Raw genomic sequence first — 15,836 nt, 5'->3', positions numbered from 1 at the left:
ATCCGTATTTCGGATGCGTTTTTTTATACGTCTCCAGCGAATGGAACCGGCTGGTATCCGCCTGTTTCCAATTTTGCTGAAAACAATCCTCCCGCATGAGGCTGCTCGTATCTTTCTGTTTCTGTCATTTGTTCCGTTGCCGTTGTAATGTAAAGGGTTTTTAAGTCCCTGCCGCCGAACGCGCAGCACGTGACATATTTGGCCGGCACGCTGATTGAATCGATTTCTTTTTTCTGAAACGGATCAATGTGAACAACGCGGCTGCCGCCAAACAGCGCCACCCACAGCATGCCATTTTGGTCGATTGTCATGCCGTCCGGCAATCCGTCTGATTGATCAAAACGATAGACGGGTTCTGGATTTGAGACATCTCCGCTTTCGGGATCATAGCTGTAACGCACAATCTCCTGCGTCGGCGTGTCGATGTAATACATCAAATTCCGCTCGCGATCCCAATCCAAACCGTTTGAGGTAGAGACTTGATCTTTGATTTTGGCAAGACTGCCATCTAGGTCCAAACGGTACAGCGAGGCCTGTTTTTGTTCGCCTTCCATGCTCGTCGTCCCCGCCCAAAGCCGTCCGTACGGGTCACATTTAGCGTCATTAAAACGCAGGCTCTCATGCATGTCCTTCGGCTGTTTGATTTTTTCCAGGCTGTCATCCTGAAGATGATACAGGTAAAATCCGTCCTTCATCGTCATAATCAGTTCATCCTTTGCGTATTTCGCAAGCGCCGTCACAAAGGATTTAAATTTGATCGACCGGTTGACTTTTTCTTCAGGGTCGAAGATGTGGAGCTCGCTCCCTAAGATATCAACCCAATATAAGCGGCCGTTTTCTTCATCCCATAACGGGCCTTCACCAATGACTGCCCTAGTGTCTGCTTCCAATACTGCATCCATGTGCTACACCTCTTTAGCTTCAGTCTACATATTGTTATTCCCGGCAAAAAGGTGTCCAAACCACATGTTTATTGTTTTTTGAAAAGGATGGTGATGACCGATCCAATGTTTATTCTGCTGTTCACATGAATCGTCCCGTTATGCAGATGGACAAGCTCCTTGGCAATCGCAAGCCCGAGGCCCGTTCCGGCAGCAGGATCTTTTGTGTTCGTCCCTCTGTAGTAACGGTTAAACAAATTGGTGATCGTTTCTTCATCCATTCCCTTCCCATTATCCTTTACCTTCAAAGAAATATGATTTTTTGCTTGTTCCAGAATGACCTGAATCTCCGTTCCTTTGTCGTTGTGCTTCACGGCATTCCCCAGCAGGTTTTCTAATATGCGCCTGAACCACGCTTCATCAAGCGCAAATTCAATATGCTCTTCTTTGGATACAAAGGAGATATCATACCCTTCAGAAAATGGATTTTTCTTAAAATCCTCAATGACATTTTTAAAAAACGGGATAAGGCTTGTGAGCTTTCTCTCAATTGGAAGAGCATCATTTTTCAGCCGATACGTTAAATTTAAGTCTTCAATCAGCTTGGACATGTATTCAGATTTTTCTCTGACAACCTGTCCCATTTCTTTCACTTCTTCCGGCGACCAGTCATACTGCTTCGACTCGAGCATCATGCTGTAGCCGTAAATGCTGCTAAGCGGTGTTTTTAAGTCATGCGACAAACCGGCAATCCATTCTTCCCTTGTCGCCTGGATTTTTTCTCTGTTTCTTTTATCCCGCCTCAGCGTTTCAGTCAGCTGATCCATTGATTCAAAAATCTCACCGAAAAAGCGGTACGGCTGTTTGATTTTCCCCTTTTTGTTTTTGCTGATAGGACGGCCTTTCCGGTTTTTCGGTTCCTCGAGCTTCCCTTTAGATAGATTAACCAGCCATTTAATCGTGTGAAAAATCGGCAGCCCGAATCGGAACATATACCAAACAGTCATCCAAATGATATACAGGAACAGAACACCCATAATCAGGAACATCGCCTTTAGCACAACCTTCAGAAATGATTTGTTAAACTCCTGATCGGTTACATAGACAGGGTTCGGCACCGTAGCGACCATCCATCTGTCTTTATTGAGGATCTTAACGGAAATTTCCCGTTTATAGTTCCAAGGTTTAGAGCTGTATTTGAGCAGCTCCAGCTGGTTCATCGTTTTTCTTTCACTTTTTGTGCTGTTGATGCTGTGGATAATGTTTCCATTGCTGTCTAATAGGTAAATGGCACCTTTTTCCCGCTTAATATAGTCGATGGTACTGGACTTATAATGTGCTAGAGAATCTATCTTTTGTTCGCGCTTTTCAACGGAAGTCAGCAGCTGTTCGCTCTTTGATTTCCAGCCGGACAATAGAAGATACGACTTATCTTCAATATTGATGGCCCAGTAATTCAGCTTATAGTTATGAAGCTTTTTGGTTTTATAAATAGACAAAAGCTCTTTCTTGGTATAGGTGCCGGGCACGTCTTTCGGCACGCTGTACGAATAAGCGGTTTTCCCTTTCGAATCAATGATTTGCATCCAGCCATGCTGTTTATCGACAGATTTCTTCAGAAAATTATCCACTTCCCATGACCCGTCTTCGTTTACATCGAGATATGCTTCAAGTGTGTCAGTTGTTGCCTTTGTCAGCCCTGAATTGGATTCCGCATCGCTAAACCGAGCGTCTAAATAGAAAAACGAAGCAACAAGCATAACCGTAAGCAGCAGGATCACAATCAGCATCTGCCCGAAAAAGTGAAACAGAAACTTCCATCTTAACCTCATGACCGCTTGCCTTCAGGATTTGGGATAAAACGATAGCCGAGACCGCGAACGGTTACGATATACTCCGGATTGCTCGGATCGCGCTCAATTTTTTCCCGAAGCTTGCGGATATGAACCATAACGGTGTTGTTGTCGCCATAGGAAGGATAGCCCCAAACTTTTTCATAAATTTGATCTTTGGAAAGCACCACATTGGGGTGTTCACAAAAATACTGCAATAACTGCAAAAGCTGAGCTGAACAAGCGACAGCTTCCCCGCCTACGATCAGCTCGGCATTTTGCGGAGAAAATGTAAAATAATCATATGTATAGGTTTGATTTGAGCTCGTTTCTTTCGACTGATATGTGCGCTTGAGGTGCGCTCTGATCCGCGCTGCTAATTCCAGCGGATTAAATGGTTTTGTGATATAGTCATCAGCCCCAACTGCAAAGCCCGACAATTTGTCCGCGTCGGATGATCTTGCCGTCAGGAAAAAAATCGGAGCGTCTGAATACTCTCGGATCAGCGTGCAGGCTTCAAAACCGGACATTCCGCCCATCATGACATCCAGCACGATCAAATCAACCTTATTGGCCTTCACAACCGGAATTGCTTCTTCTGCGCTTGCCGCATCCAGTATATTTCGATAACCTTCTTTTTCGAGAACGCGTTTGATCATGTCCACAATCGCTTTCTCATCGTCTACGATTAAAATTGACGCATTTTCCACTTTTATGTTCCTTTCTGTCACTGTTTTTTTCATCTTATCATTATATCGTTTATTTTTGGTACATTTTTGAATAGGGAAAGTCTGCCGGGCATGACAAACAGAAAACGGGAACATGGAAGTTCCCGTTTTTTCGTATTTTCAGATGATAAAAGTTATGAGTTCTCGTCTACCATATACAAAATAAACTCCCAAAACCCCGGAACGTCCTGGCACAAAAGCATATCAGCCTTTTCAAACATTTTGATCTTCAGCTCCTGCTCCAAATCTTCTCTTTCTTGGTAGGACGTATTGCTGAGTTTTTTTCTGATCATCGGCGAAAAGCATGCAATCAGATGTTCAATGTCATACATGTCGTCTTTTTGTTTCTTTTGTTCAAACTGGCCGTTCACAGCTTACTTTCCCCCTTTTTTTGCGCCGCTAGCTGCTTTCTGATATTCTCAAGCCCCTTTTTATGAATGTTGGAGATGTTTTGCCGTGACTCTCCTAATGAATCCGCAATCTCCTGCATCGTGGCACCGTGAAGATAGACTTTTGTCAGCACGCTTTTTTGTTTGTCAGTCAGCTTCTGGATCGCTTGATAAAGCTGATAATCCTGGACATGCTGGCTCAAATCATCCTGCCGGTCTAAAAATGCTTCAAACGCATCACTTCCGGTTTCGGAAGGAAGGCGTTCTCCTGCTTCCGGGTGATCAACCGTCAGCGGATACCGTTTTTGGTTTTTGCGAACCCGCTTATCAAAATCAATAGAAAAGATGCGAATCATTGAATTCATATACTTGACGATGCGGATCTCCTTATAAAATTGCCTGAATTGCTCGTCCAATGATTTTGCATCTTTTTCGTTCGGGCTTTCCATTATGTTTTTGAACAAACGGTAATGCTGAGGATTGCTCAAAAAATGCTTCACGATGGGATGCTTCATTATCTCCTTACATTTTGACCGCAAAAGACCTTGATAGTCCATCAAACCGCCTCCCTACTAAATTAAATGAAGGAAAGCAAAAAAAAGTAAACTACTACTTTCTGACTAGCGCTTGTGCAAATGCTCCGGCTGCAGTTTACGTTTTCTTGGATTTCCTTCACTTACATACATGACTGCAAAAAAAGAAGGGAGGTATTTTCAATGGATCAGGTTTTTATAGAGGAAGTCGTAAAACAGATCGGCAATCTGGGGTTTCCTGCGCTGATTGCAATGTACCTGCTGACCCGATTTGAGAAAAAGTTTGATCAGCTGATAGAACTGATGACAGAGCTGAAAGACCAGAAAGCAAAAAATTAATTTTCAATCGAAGTTGACTTTTTACTGTTTTTTTTCACTTAACAAGACAGAAGGGAAAACGAAAGGCCTTTCACCTTCTCTTTCTGCTTAACATTTATTTTTAAGGAGGAGACAGTTACATGAAAAAACAAAACGACATTCCGCAGCCAATCAGAGGAGACAAAGGAGCCACGGTGAAAATCCCGCGCAATATTGAAAGAGACCGGCAAAATCCTGATATGCTCGTTCCGCCGGAAACCGATCATGGAACCGTCAGCAATATGAAATTTTCGTTCTCTGATACTCATAATCGATTAGAAAAAGGTGGATATGCCCGTGAAGTCACCGTACGGGAGCTGCCGATCTCAGAGAACCTTGCATCTGTAAATATGCGGCTGAAGCCAGGTGCCATTCGCGAGCTGCATTGGCATAAAGAAGCAGAATGGGCTTATATGATTTACGGAAGTGCTAGAGTCACAATTGTGGATGAAAAAGGGCGCAGCTTTATTGATGATGTAGGTGAAGGAGATCTTTGGTACTTCCCGTCAGGTCTGCCGCACTCCATTCAAGCGCTGGATGAAGGAGCCGAGTTCCTGCTCGTGTTTGACGATGGATCATTCTCTGAAAACAGCACGTTCCAGCTGACAGACTGGCTTGCGCACACCCCTAAAGAAGTCATTGCTGCGAACTTTGGCGTGACAAAAGAAGAAATCGCCAATCTGCCGGGCAAAGAAAAATATATATTTGAAAACCAAATCCCAGGCAGTTTAAAAGATGACATTGTGGAAGGGCCGAACGGCGAAGTGCCTTACCCGTTTACTTACCGCCTTCTTGAACAGGAGCCGATTGAATCAGAGGGAGGAAAAGTATACATTGCGGATTCGACAAACTTTACGGTGTCTAAAACAATCGCATCTGCCCTCGTGACGGTAGAACCAGGCGCCATGAGAGAGCTGCATTGGCATCCGAATACTCACGAATGGCAATATTACATCTCCGGCAAAGCAAGAATGACCGTTTTTGCATCTGACGGCCATGCCAGAACGTTTAACTACCAGGCCGGTGATGTCGGATATGTCCCATTTGCAATGGGTCATTACGTTGAAAACATCGGGGATGAACCGCTTGTCTTTTTAGAAATCTTCAAAGACGACCATTATGCCGATGTCTCTTTAAACCAATGGCTTGCCATGCTTCCTGAAAAATTTGTTCAAGCACACCTTGACTTAGGCAAAGACTTTACCGATGTCCTTTCGAAGGAGAAACATCCGGTTGTGAAAAAGAAATGCAGTAAATAATAGACTTGCAGCTTGCAGAGAGCACTCGTTCTCTGCAAGCACTAAAAAGGAGCTGAACCAGTGAAACAACAAACTTCTTCAAAACGTTTATTGCGGCTCTCCATACAGTACATACTGGCCGCAGCAGCAGTGGTGTTTACTTATTTTGGAATCATTTTTACTTTGTTTTCTTTAGCGGGAACGAGCTACCGCTCAGCAGCTCATGTCCTGCTTTTTGCCGTGTTATTCCTTGTTCTCGGGTTATGCTTTGAACCATTTGAACGCCTGATGATACATAGTTTTACATTTTTTAAGACAGGAAAACGCCTATTCATTCTCCTTACCGGCATCGTACAGCTGCTGTTTTTGTGGATGACTGCTCATACAACAGACCAATTGATCAGCGACATCTGGCTGTCCACCACAGAAGAAATGATTGTCGCATCTGTTTTTCTGATTTTAGACAAATGCAACTCGGCTCTTCCCAGCTAAAAAAAGAACGCATTCCAACTGAATGCGTTCTTTTTATTCATAGCGAAGCGCGTCTACAGGCTGAAGCTTCGATGCCTTAATAGACGGAAGCAAGCCGAAAATAATGCCGACTGCCATTGAAAAGATGAGTGCTCCGACAACAGCCGGAACGGAGACAATAAAAGGCATTGGAAAAATGACTGTCAGCAGCTTAGCGATGCCGAAGCCTGCCAGCACACCGAGTATTCCGCCAATACTTGTCAGCACGACAGCCTCGGTTAAAAATTGAAATAAAATCACACGCCGCTTAGCACCGAGCGCTTTCTTAATCCCGATTTCCCTCGTGCGCTCCGTGACGGAAACGAGCATGATGTTCATGACGCCGATACCGCCGACCAAAAGTGAAATACTGGCGATCCCGCCAAGCAGCAATGCAAATGACTGATTAAAGGACTCCACTTCCTGCGCGATCTCCTGAAGATCCATCACACTGTACTCTGCTTTTTCCAGCTCAGCTTCAGACAGTCCTTGGTTTAAAAGATCCGCAGCCATTACGCCGGCTTCTTGGATATGCTCAGAAGAATCGGCCTGCACGGCAATCTGCGTTGGCGCGTCAAAGCCTTCAATGAGCGGCCACACTTTTTTCGGCACGTACAAAACCGGGTTTGCGTAGTCGCCTTCAAACATGCTTTCCTGCTGATTTTTTTCTTTAAAAACACCGGCAACCTTAAACGGCACACCATTCATCTCAATGTTTTTATGCAGAGCGTCTCCGTCTGGAAACAGTTCATCTCTGGCAGCTTCATTGATCATCACCACTTGGCGGGTGCTGTTTAAATCGTTTTCCGTCAGCTTTCTCCCCTCGGTTATACGGATTGGGAACATATCAAAGTAATCACCGTCAACACCGTACACTTGAGGGTACGAAACATTTGTTAAATGAAAAACGCTCGCGCCTTCAGACAAGTAATATAAAGATAATCCTTTGACCATAGGATCAGATTTGATCGCCTTTACTGTTTCTTCAGCTACAGGCGGCGCGGACGTATACGAAACCTGAGGGCCGCCGCCCTCCTCTTCTCCGCCCGACGGCTGGTAGACAACATTGATCGCGTTATTTCCCATGCCGATCATGCTTTGCTTTAATTGTTCGCTTTGGCCCTTCAGCATCGAAACAATCGCGATGATTGCCGCTATGCCGATAATGACACCGAGCATTGTCAGAATCGATCTTAATTTGTGAGAGAAAATTGATTGAAAGGAGATTCGAATATGTTCAAGCATGGCTGATATCCCCTCTCTCATCTAATACCAATTCTCCATCCCGGATAAAAACCGTTCTGTCAGCTTTTCTGGCGACGTCCGGGTCGTGGGTAATCATAATAATGGTCTTGCCTTCCTGATGCAGTTCGGAAAACAGCGATAAAATTTGTTCGCTTGATTTGGTATCAAGCGCCCCGGTCGGTTCATCAGCTAAAATAAACCTCGGCTGATTGACAAGGGCCCTCGCTATCGCCACCCGCTGCTTTTGCCCGCCGGACAGCTTCGGCGGCTTGTAAGAGACCCTGTCTATTAAACCGACTTTTTCCAGGGCTTCATAAGCTCTTTGCCTTCTCTCTTTTTTCTTCACTTTATTGTAGATCATCGGCAGCTCAACATTTTGCAGCGCGGTAAGACGCGGCAGCAGATGAAAGGTTTGAAACACAAACCCGATTGATTCGTTGCGAATTTCGGCTAAGGCACCGTCTTTTCCTTTCAATATATCTATCTGGTCAAGCGTATAGGTTCCGGAGGTTGGCCTGTCCAAACAGCCGATGATATTCATTAACGTTGACTTTCCAGAACCGGAAGGCCCCATAATAGCCAGAAACTCACCCGCCTGGACAGTCAGATTGATATGTTTCAAGATTGGAACTTCTTCTTTTCCCAGCTTGTACGATTTCGAAATATTATTCAGTGTCAGCATTGACTGTAACCTGCTTTCCTTCCTTGACCGCGGGATCAGGATAGATCACATAATCTTCCGGCGTCAGGCCGCTCTTAATTTCTATCATGTCATTTTCATCAGTCTCACCGATTTCAACAGGCTGTTTGACCGCTTTCTGCTTCTCATCGGCTTTCCACACATACGGTTCGCCGTCATCCTGAATCACCATGTCGGTCGGCAGCTTGATCTTGTCCGCATCAGCATCATCACTCATCACTTCGATGTTGACATGATAGCCGACTTCAAGGCCCTTATGGCTGTCTAATAAAATTGTGAACGGATAGTTAGAGGATTGAGGATTCATTTCTTCTTCAGCAAAACTTTCTGACTCCTCCCCCTCGCCTGCTCCCGCCGGAAGCTTGCCGATCGAGGTGACCTTTCCTTTCCACTCGCCTTCACCGCCTGTTTTCAGCGTGACTCTGACTTTGCTGCCTTTTTTGATTGTGTCCATTAACAGCTCGTTGATTTGGCTTTTGACTAGATATTTGCCCGTCGAAACAATCTGGATATACGGACCTGCTGCCTGGTCACCTGTTGCTCCGTCAGCGATATCCTGATTGACGCTTTGAACGATCCCGTCATGCTTGCTTGTCATGACATTGGAACCTTTGTTTTTTGTCAGGGCAGCCAGCTCTTTTTGATGCTGCTTCAGCTCAAGCTGGCTTGTTTTCAAATCGAAATTGGCCTGATCAAGCTCATCTTGAAGCTGTGATTTCTCTTCTTTTCCGGCCTTTTTCAGCTGTTTTTCCGTTTCCGTTATTGATTTTTGCAAACGGCTGATTTGAAGGTTTGTCATTTCAATTTGCAAATTGGCTTGCTCAACTTCGTCAGAATGATCCTCGCCCTCATACTCAAAAAGCTTATCGCCCTTTTTGACCTGATCGCCTTCTTTGACGTATGTTTTTTTAATGCTGCCTTTTTCTGAATCTATGTATACTTTCTGCTGTTTCTCAGGTTCAACCTTTCCAGAAAACGTTTGGCCTGATTCTGATTCTCCTCCCATGTATACCGCTACTGATTCAGCATAGGGCTCCGTTGATACGGCAACTTGGTTCATGTGAGTAAAAAAGTAAAAACCGCCGGCGCCGATCCCCGCCAATACAAGCACACCGGCACATATCGCACCGCCAATAAGCCATTTTTTCTTTTTGGACACAACGATCTCCTCTTTCTGTAAACAATGTAATATTTTCGAAACATTCTAACCAATATTATCTATTAATTCAAAAAGACTTGCAATCTTTTTATTGAAAGGATGAAACCAAATAAAAAAATGGTATTTTTCACGGCCGAAAATAAAAAATCCCGGCTCAGAACCGGGATTTTTCTCACACTGAAAGAAGCGTTTTTTCATTTTTAATCAGGTCATAGGTCAAACATACAGGTTTATTTGTACGGGGATCAGTCACGATTTCAGCATCAATCTGAAATACCCGCTTCAAAATGTCCGGAGTCATGACCTCCAGTGCAGTGCCTTCTTTGATGACCGTGCCTTTTTTGAGTGCGATCATATAATGAGAAAAACGGGCTGCATGGTTAAGATCATGAATGACCATTAAAATCGTCCGCCCCTGCTCTTTGTTGAGTCTGTCTAGCAGCTGCAGAATCTCAAGCTGGTGTGCGAGATCAAGATACGTTGTAGGTTCATCCAGCAGCAGCAGTTCCGTCCCTTGCGCAAGCGCCATGGCAATCCACACGCGCTGACGCTGTCCGCCTGACAATGCCTCAATCGGCCGTTCAGCGAATTCAGCCATGCCTGTTTCTTCAAGCGCCCATTTGATAATTTGGCGATCTTCATCATTTAATCTGCCAAATCCTGATTGATGCGGAAATCTGCCGTACGACACCAATTCATACACCGTTAAACCGCTCGGCGCTTCAGGTGTCTGCGGCAGAATCGCCATATCTTTCGCAATGTCCTTTGTAGACATTTTATGAATCGCTTTGCCGTTTAAATAGACGGCACCTGCATGTGAACGCATAATTCTGGACATTGTTTTTAATATCGTGGATTTCCCGCAGCCGTTCGGGCCAATTAAGGTGGTAATTTTCCCTTTAGGAATCGAGATATTTAAATCCTCTACTATTACCCTGTCTCCATAACCGATTCCAAGCTGATCTGTTGATAATGAATTCATATTCGGCCCCCTCCTCTAATTCGCTTTCATCAATAAATAAATAAAGTAAGGCGCACCTAACACGGAAATGACAAGTCCGACCGGAATTTCTGACGGTGCCAATACATTTCTCGCCAGCGTATCAGCGAGTAAAAACAGAAATGCGCCGATGAAGGCGGAGACCGGTATCAGCGTCTGATGACGGGGACCGGTAAGCCTTCTTGCCACATGGGGCGCGATCAATCCGAGAAACGCGATGCCCCCTGCAGCTGCCACGCATGAAGCGGCAAGAGTGACCGCTGCCAGAAGAAGAATCCGTCTTTCCCTTTCAACTGCAGTGCCCAGCCCGGTCGCTAATTGGTCTCCGAGCTGCAAAATGTTCAAATAGCGCGCCTTATATAAAGCAAACGGAAGTAAGATCACAATCCAAGGGAGGATTGCCCAGATCATATTCCAGTTCGCCCCCCATATCGAGCCGGAGATCCAAACCGCTGCTTGCATAAAATCATGAGGGTCCATCTTGAGCTGAAAAATCAGCAACAGGGCGTTAAATCCGGCATTCACGCCAATGCCGACTAAAATCAGCCGAATCGGAGTCACACCTTTTTTCCAAGCCAGAAGATAAATGAGAAACGCGGCGAGGATCGCGCCTGCCAAAGCACTGAACGGCAGCATAAATGTTCCGAAAAAGCTGAGATCTGAAGCTGATCCTTGAAAAAAGTAAATAAAAAGCACAACAGCAAGTGAGCCGCCGGCGTTAATTCCGAGAATACCGGGCTCTGCCAGATCATTTTGAGACACGCTTTGCAAAATGGCTCCGGCAACAGCGATCCCAGCCCCAACGAGCAAGGAAAGGATGATCCGGGGCAGCCTGAATTCAAATAAGACAAGCTCGTCACGCGCCGTTCCTTGGCCGAAAAAGACCTGAAGCGTTTTAAGCGGTGCAATTTTGATGACGCCCAAATTCAGACTGATAAAAAAGACCAGCACGATGAGCATAAAGGTCACAGCCATCACAAAGAGCGGTTTTTTTGTTTTTGTTTTTGTTTTCATTACAGCCCTCTCCTTTCACGACGTGCCAAATAAAAGAAAAAGGGAACGCCGATGAGAGAGGTCAGCGCGCCGACAGGCGTTTCAAAGGGCGCGTTTACGAGTCTTGCTGCAATATCAGCAAACACAAGCAAAACAGCACCAAGAACCGCCGAGCAAGGAATGATCCACCGATAATCCACACCGACCAAAAACCGGGTAATATGCGGAATGATCAGCCCGATGAATGCGATGGTGCCGGCAATAGAAACTGCAGCTCCCGTCAAAATCACAACGACAAGCATGCCAACCAGTTTCACCGCTGATGTATATTGTCCAAGCCCTTTCGCCAGATCGTCACCAAGACTTAGTACTGTCACGGACCGGGCGATGATAAACGCAAGCGTTAAACCGACAGCCCCTGCGATAAGCAAAAGCTGGACACCTGACCATTTCACACCCGCTACTCCGCCTGCATACCAAAAGCTGATATCCTGAGCAACATCAAAGCGAATTGCGATAGCAGTTGAAATGCCCGTAAAGAAATAAGTAACTGCTGTTCCCGCCAGAGCAAGCTTTACAGGCGTAAGTCCGCCTTTTGAAAACATGCCGATGCCCATTACCGTTGATGCCCCCAGCCCCGCTCCGACAAAGGACCATAGCACAAGCCCCATAGCCGAAAGTCCGGGAAAAAAGGCAAACGCAATCGAAATGGCAAACGCAGAGCCCGATGTAACGCCCATAATCGAAGGCTCTGCCAAAGGGTTTCTCGTCATCCCCTGCATAATCGCCCCTGATACCGCTAATAAAGCCCCGACAAGCGCGGCCGCAGCCGTTCTCGGCAGCCGGAGATCATGTATGATTTGGTGGGACGTCTCTGTCGGCTGAAAATGAAAAATGGCGTCCCACACAGTGCGCAAATGAATATCCGCAGCACCGAGGGATATGGATAAAAGTGCGCCAAGGCATAGCAAGCATATCCCTGCAATAAGGACCATGACTGCGCCAAATGACCTTGACGTCCATTGGATTTCTTCTGATGTGGTCTGTATATTTTTCTTTTGACTCAACAGCCGTACTTCCTTTCATCAATGATAATGATTATCAATTGCTGTTCCAGTATATCACTTTTTTCCTCTGATTTAATAGAGCGTTTTAAATAAAAATGAGAATATATTTGCAAAAATATCGTGCCAACTGGCACTTGCGATGGTATAATCACATTGATAATGATTCTCTTTATCATCTATCTTTCAGAAAGAAGGTATGAGATATGACCCATACATACAAGAAAATCGGAGCAGCGTTTTTTGCCCTCCTATTGATCGCAGCGCTGGCAGCCTGCGGGAATAACTCAGAAAGCAAAGGCTCTTCCTCTGATTCAAAAGACGAAGAAACCTTTACATACAAGGCTGAAAACGGAAATGTAAAAATTCCTAAGCACCCTAAACGAGTGGTTGTCATGGCAGACGGCTACTACGGATACTTCAAAACACTGGGCATCAACGTCGTCGGTGCGCCTGAGAATGTATTTAAAAACCCTTACTACAAAGGAAAAACCGACGGTGTCACAAACATCGGAGACGGCACTTCCGTTGAAAAAGTCATTGATTTGAACCCTGACCTGATTATCGTCTGGACAACGCAAGGCGCTGATATGAAAAAGCTTGAAAAAATTGCGCCGACTGTCGCGGTAAAATACGATAAGCTCGACAACATCGAACAGCTGAAAGAATTTGCAAAAATGACGGGAACTGAAGATAAAGCCGAAAAATGGCTAGCTGAGTGGGATAAAAAAGTTGCGGCAGCTAAAACAAAAATCAAAAAAGCCGTCGGTGACAAAACCATTTCCATTATGCAAACGAACGGAAAAGACATTTACGTATTCGGTAAAGATTTCGGAAGAGGCGGAAGCATCATTTACAAAGATCTCGGCCTGCAGGCTACAAAGCTGACAAAGGAAAAAGCCATTGACCAGGGCCCTGGATATACAAGTATTTCATTAGAGAAGCTCCCTGACTTCGCCGGGGATTATATTTTCGCAGGCCCATGGCAATCAGGCGGTGACGATGGCGGCGTATTTGACAGCTCCATTTGGAAGAACCTAAGCGCCGTTAAAAATGACCATGTCTATAAGATTGACCCGATTGGCTTCTATTTCACAGATCCGATTTCATTGGAGGGCCAGCTGAAGTTTATTACGGAAAGCTTAACAAAATAAACAAAAGAGCTGCCTGCCTGCGGCTCTTTTTCCATTCAATAAAAGGAGCGGCTCATTTTGATCCACATGGGATATTTTCTTACTCAATTCATATGAAGCTGTATCATCATCGCGATCAGTTTTTTTAACGGGCTTTATATCGGAAACCCTTTTTCTGATGTGCTTCTTGCATTTATCTTAGTGATTGTTCTGTTTCTGGAGGGGCTGAAAAAACGTTTTTTGCTTTCAGCTCTCCTGCCAGCTATTTTAACGATCGGATTACTAACAGGAGAGATTGCGTTTTTATAAAAAAGACACCTGACAAAGCAAATCAGGTGTCTTTTGTTATGCTTATTTTACTTTCTGGAACTTTTTAGAAACAAATGGATAAACGATCAAACCGACAAAGAATAAACCGATGCCGAGAATAAATGTCGTTAAATCCGCTGTGCCTGTTACGATAACAAACACTGAGTACGCGCATGCTAATATTGCAATCAATCCGTCTTTTACACGGGAGCCTTTCAGCTGGTCATACGTTTCGCCTTTGATGACAAGCTTCAAGCTGTAGATCGCTGATACCAAATACGGAATTAAATACGCAAGCGTTGCCGCTGTCGTTAAAAATGTAAATGCGTCACTTATTGTCCGGGAAATAACCGAGAAAATGAAGACCTGTGACATAACGTTTGTAATAATTAGTGCGATAACCGGACTTCCTTTTTTATTCGTTTTCGCAAATAATGCCGGGAAATCTCCTGCTTTAGCGGCTTGGTATGGGACCTCAGAGCCAAGCAAAATCCAGCCGAGCATCGTTCCGAATAAACAAAGGATCGCCAAGAGTGCCATAATGACGCTTCCCGCGTTTCCGACAATCGCATAAAGCACATCAACGAACGGTTTTTCAGAGCCGACAAGCTTATCATGCGGCAGAACACCCATCGTAATTAAAGTCACAATAATATAAATGCTCAAGGCAATCAGCAAGCCGGTAATTGTCGCACGTTTCACATCACGCTGAGAGCTCGCACGGCCGGACAGGATAACCGCTGATTCAATTCCGACAAACGCCCACAGTGTAGAAATCGCGGCGTTATGCACCTGGCCGCCAATTCCAATGCTTGTGCCGTTTTCTCCTTGAATCGGGAAATAAAAATGATCGAATAATGTCGTTTGAAACACAAACAATCCGGCAACGATAAAGAAGACAAAACCTAATACTTTAGAAAGCGTTGTGACAAAGTTCAATTTACTTGCACCGTTAATGCTTGCAACAAGAATCGTGTGCGTTCCCCATAACAAGATCGTACATACAGCAAACGTCATCAATTGGCCGAGTGTCACCTCTTGCCCGCCGATCGAAAACATTTCACGTTTATCAACCAAGATCGGGAAGAACGAAGTCAAGTAACCGGCGAGACTAGTGATGATCGCCACGTTACTGATCCAGCTCGCCACCCAGTAGCCCCACACCATTGTGAAACCGGCAGCGTTCCCTTTCTTCGGATCAGAGAACAGCGCTCTTGCATAACTTTGCGGCCCCGCTGTCAGTTCAGGCTTGCGAATGGACAAGTGCCCGAAGACAAGTGCAATCATCAGCACGCCTGCACCTGTCAAAAGCCAGGCGGACGTGGCGCCAAACGGACTCGCGATTGAAGCAAGCGAGCTCGGCAAGGAGAAAATTCCTGATCCAACCATATTTCCAACGACAAACGCCGTTAATAACCAAAAACCCCATTTTTTCGTCTGTTCCATTCCAGTACCTCCATGATTCTTTGTACGGACCAGACCCCGAGATCATGTAAACGCAAAAAAAGCCTGAACAAAAGTCCATGCTTAAAGAAACACACACCCTTGATCTCCGGATAGCCCTCCGCGAAAAAGCACGCGGCAGTCCTGCACTTATTCAGATACAGTCCCAGCATAGAGAAGGATCGGCTTTCTCCACACTTCGGCGCTGATGCCTTTTACACATGTTTAACAGCTCCTGTCAGCCTGGCATGTGTGACTCATCATCCGCGCAACCTCTACCTCACTGAGAAAGAGTGAGGATTTAAATATTCAGTTACTTCCA

At 45.2% G+C, this 15,836-nt stretch carries 16 protein-coding genes and 1 riboswitch; of the genes, 4 read left to right on the top strand and 12 right to left on the bottom strand.

Annotated features, from left to right (window positions below; translation table 11 throughout):
• Nucleotides 1–23: 23 nt before the first annotated feature.
• The 5 genes from LWH95_RS01250 to sigO form a co-directional block, all read right to left on the bottom strand.
• On the bottom strand, nt 24–902 hold the full coding sequence (locus tag LWH95_RS01250) for an SMP-30/gluconolactonase/LRE family protein (RefSeq protein ID WP_133486055.1): 879 nt from the start codon (nt 900–902) through the stop codon (nt 24–26).
• A 68-nt stretch (nt 903–970) separates the two neighbouring features.
• Complete coding sequence (yvrG, locus tag LWH95_RS01245) at nt 971–2,713, bottom strand: two-component system sensor histidine kinase YvrG (RefSeq protein ID WP_032732256.1); 1,743 nt, start codon at nt 2,711–2,713, stop codon at nt 971–973.
• On the bottom strand, nt 2,710–3,423 hold the full coding sequence (gene yvrH, locus LWH95_RS01240; RefSeq protein ID WP_003243545.1) for a two-component system response regulator YvrH: 714 nt from the start codon (nt 3,421–3,423) through the stop codon (nt 2,710–2,712). The genes yvrG and yvrH overlap by 4 nt, the downstream gene beginning before the upstream one ends.
• 152 nt (nt 3,424–3,575) lie before the next feature.
• Nucleotides 3,576–3,812 (bottom strand): sigma-O factor regulator RsoA, encoded by a 237-nt coding sequence (gene rsoA, locus LWH95_RS01235; protein ID WP_019259445.1) that lies wholly within the window; start codon nt 3,810–3,812, stop codon nt 3,576–3,578.
• A complete protein-coding gene (gene sigO / locus LWH95_RS01230) occupies nt 3,809–4,345 on the bottom strand; it encodes an RNA polymerase sigma factor SigO (protein ID WP_080030891.1) in 537 nt (178 codons plus the stop codon). The genes rsoA and sigO overlap by 4 nt, the downstream gene beginning before the upstream one ends.
• A 201-nt stretch (nt 4,346–4,546) precedes the next feature.
• On the opposite strand from sigO, the gene LWH95_RS01225 reads away from it, so the two are divergent.
• The 3 genes from LWH95_RS01225 (at nt 4,547) to LWH95_RS01215 (ending at nt 6,450) form a co-directional block, all read left to right on the top strand.
• Nucleotides 4,547–4,702: a YvrJ family protein gene (locus LWH95_RS01225; protein ID WP_003221632.1), complete on the top strand. Its 156-nt coding sequence runs from the start codon at nt 4,547–4,549 to the stop codon at nt 4,700–4,702.
• Between the two features lie 119 nt (nt 4,703–4,821).
• Nucleotides 4,822–5,979 (top strand): oxalate decarboxylase, encoded by a 1,158-nt coding sequence (gene oxdC / locus LWH95_RS01220; RefSeq protein WP_060399469.1) that lies wholly within the window; start codon nt 4,822–4,824, stop codon nt 5,977–5,979.
• Between the two features lie 60 nt (nt 5,980–6,039).
• Nucleotides 6,040–6,450, top strand: a complete 411-nt coding sequence (locus LWH95_RS01215; protein WP_133486049.1) for a regulatory YrvL family protein — start codon at nt 6,040–6,042, stop codon at nt 6,448–6,450.
• A 33-nt stretch (nt 6,451–6,483) separates the two neighbouring features.
• On the opposite strand, the gene LWH95_RS01210 is transcribed toward LWH95_RS01215, so the two are convergent.
• The 6 genes from LWH95_RS01210 to LWH95_RS01185 all read right to left on the bottom strand — a co-directional run bounded on the left by LWH95_RS01210 (nt 6,484) and on the right by LWH95_RS01185 (nt 12,632).
• Nucleotides 6,484–7,713 (bottom strand): ABC transporter permease, encoded by a 1,230-nt coding sequence (locus LWH95_RS01210; RefSeq protein ID WP_060399470.1) that lies wholly within the window; start codon nt 7,711–7,713, stop codon nt 6,484–6,486.
• Nucleotides 7,706–8,395, bottom strand: a complete 690-nt coding sequence (locus LWH95_RS01205) for an ABC transporter ATP-binding protein (RefSeq protein WP_133486047.1) — start codon at nt 8,393–8,395, stop codon at nt 7,706–7,708. Before LWH95_RS01205 ends, LWH95_RS01210 begins: the two co-directional genes overlap by 8 nt.
• Complete coding sequence (locus LWH95_RS01200) at nt 8,379–9,572, bottom strand: efflux RND transporter periplasmic adaptor subunit (protein ID WP_232918796.1); 1,194 nt, start codon at nt 9,570–9,572, stop codon at nt 8,379–8,381. The genes LWH95_RS01205 and LWH95_RS01200 overlap by 17 nt, the downstream gene beginning before the upstream one ends.
• A gap of 172 nt (nt 9,573–9,744) precedes the next feature.
• Entirely contained in the window at nt 9,745–10,554 is an 810-nt protein-coding gene (locus LWH95_RS01195) for an ABC transporter ATP-binding protein (RefSeq protein WP_003240726.1), read from the bottom strand.
• Nucleotides 10,555–10,569: 15 nt separating this feature from the next.
• Nucleotides 10,570–11,586 (bottom strand): FecCD family ABC transporter permease, encoded by a 1,017-nt coding sequence (locus LWH95_RS01190; RefSeq protein ID WP_232918795.1) that lies wholly within the window; start codon nt 11,584–11,586, stop codon nt 10,570–10,572.
• Entirely contained in the window at nt 11,586–12,632 is a 1,047-nt protein-coding gene (locus LWH95_RS01185) for a FecCD family ABC transporter permease (protein WP_060399473.1), read from the bottom strand. Before LWH95_RS01185 ends, LWH95_RS01190 begins: the two co-directional genes overlap by 1 nt.
• 203 nt (nt 12,633–12,835) lie before the next feature.
• Here LWH95_RS01185 and LWH95_RS01180 point away from each other — a divergent pair, with 203 nt between their 5' ends.
• Nucleotides 12,836–13,783 carry an iron-hydroxamate ABC transporter substrate-binding protein gene (locus LWH95_RS01180; protein ID WP_003240717.1) on the top strand — a complete coding sequence of 316 codons (948 nt, stop codon included), beginning with the start codon at nt 12,836–12,838 and terminating at the stop codon, nt 13,781–13,783.
• Nucleotides 13,784–14,113: 330 nt separating this feature from the next.
• Here the strand turns inward: LWH95_RS01180 and LWH95_RS01175 are convergent, their stop codons facing one another.
• Nucleotides 14,114–15,517: an amino acid permease gene (locus LWH95_RS01175; RefSeq protein WP_133486035.1), complete on the bottom strand. Its 1,404-nt coding sequence runs from the start codon at nt 15,515–15,517 to the stop codon at nt 14,114–14,116.
• Between the two features lie 103 nt (nt 15,518–15,620).
• A riboswitch (Lysine riboswitch) is annotated at nt 15,621–15,800 on the bottom strand.
• Nucleotides 15,801–15,836 lie beyond the last annotated feature (36 nt).

Source organism: Bacillus sp. G16 (assembly GCF_021282335.1).
In the GTDB taxonomy this organism is placed as follows: domain Bacteria; phylum Bacillota; class Bacilli; order Bacillales; family Bacillaceae; genus Bacillus; species Bacillus inaquosorum.
Note: the sequence above shows the minus strand (reverse complement) of the source record. Positions and strands in the feature narration are given on the sequence as shown.

What these genes read in the sequence shown, in the direction of transcription:
- LWH95_RS01205 (WP_133486047.1), bottom strand. Translation starts at nt 8,395, where the DNA reads ATGCTGACACTGAATAATATTTCGAAATCGTACAAGCTGGGAAAAGAA.
- LWH95_RS01190 (WP_232918795.1), bottom strand. Translation starts at nt 11,586, where the DNA reads ATGAAAACAAAAACAAAAACAAAAAAACCGCTCTTTGTGATGGCTGTG.
- LWH95_RS01175 (WP_133486035.1), bottom strand. Translation starts at nt 15,517, where the DNA reads ATGGAACAGACGAAAAAATGGGGTTTTTGGTTATTAACGGCGTTTGTC.
- sigO (WP_080030891.1), bottom strand. Translation starts at nt 4,345, where the DNA reads ATGAAGCATCCCATCGTGAAGCATTTTTTGAGCAATCCTCAGCATTAC.
- oxdC (WP_060399469.1), top strand. Translation starts at nt 4,822, where the DNA reads ATGAAAAAACAAAACGACATTCCGCAGCCAATCAGAGGAGACAAAGGA.
- LWH95_RS01210 (WP_060399470.1), bottom strand. Translation starts at nt 7,713, where the DNA reads ATGCTTGAACATATTCGAATCTCCTTTCAATCAATTTTCTCTCACAAA.
- yvrG (WP_032732256.1), bottom strand. Translation starts at nt 2,713, where the DNA reads ATGAGGTTAAGATGGAAGTTTCTGTTTCACTTTTTCGGGCAGATGCTG.
- LWH95_RS01225 (WP_003221632.1), top strand. Translation starts at nt 4,547, where the DNA reads ATGGATCAGGTTTTTATAGAGGAAGTCGTAAAACAGATCGGCAATCTG.
- LWH95_RS01195 (WP_003240726.1), bottom strand. Translation starts at nt 10,554, where the DNA reads ATGAATTCATTATCAACAGATCAGCTTGGAATCGGTTATGGAGACAGG.
- LWH95_RS01250 (WP_133486055.1), bottom strand. Translation starts at nt 902, where the DNA reads ATGGATGCAGTATTGGAAGCAGACACTAGGGCAGTCATTGGTGAAGGC.
- LWH95_RS01180 (WP_003240717.1), top strand. Translation starts at nt 12,836, where the DNA reads ATGACCCATACATACAAGAAAATCGGAGCAGCGTTTTTTGCCCTCCTA.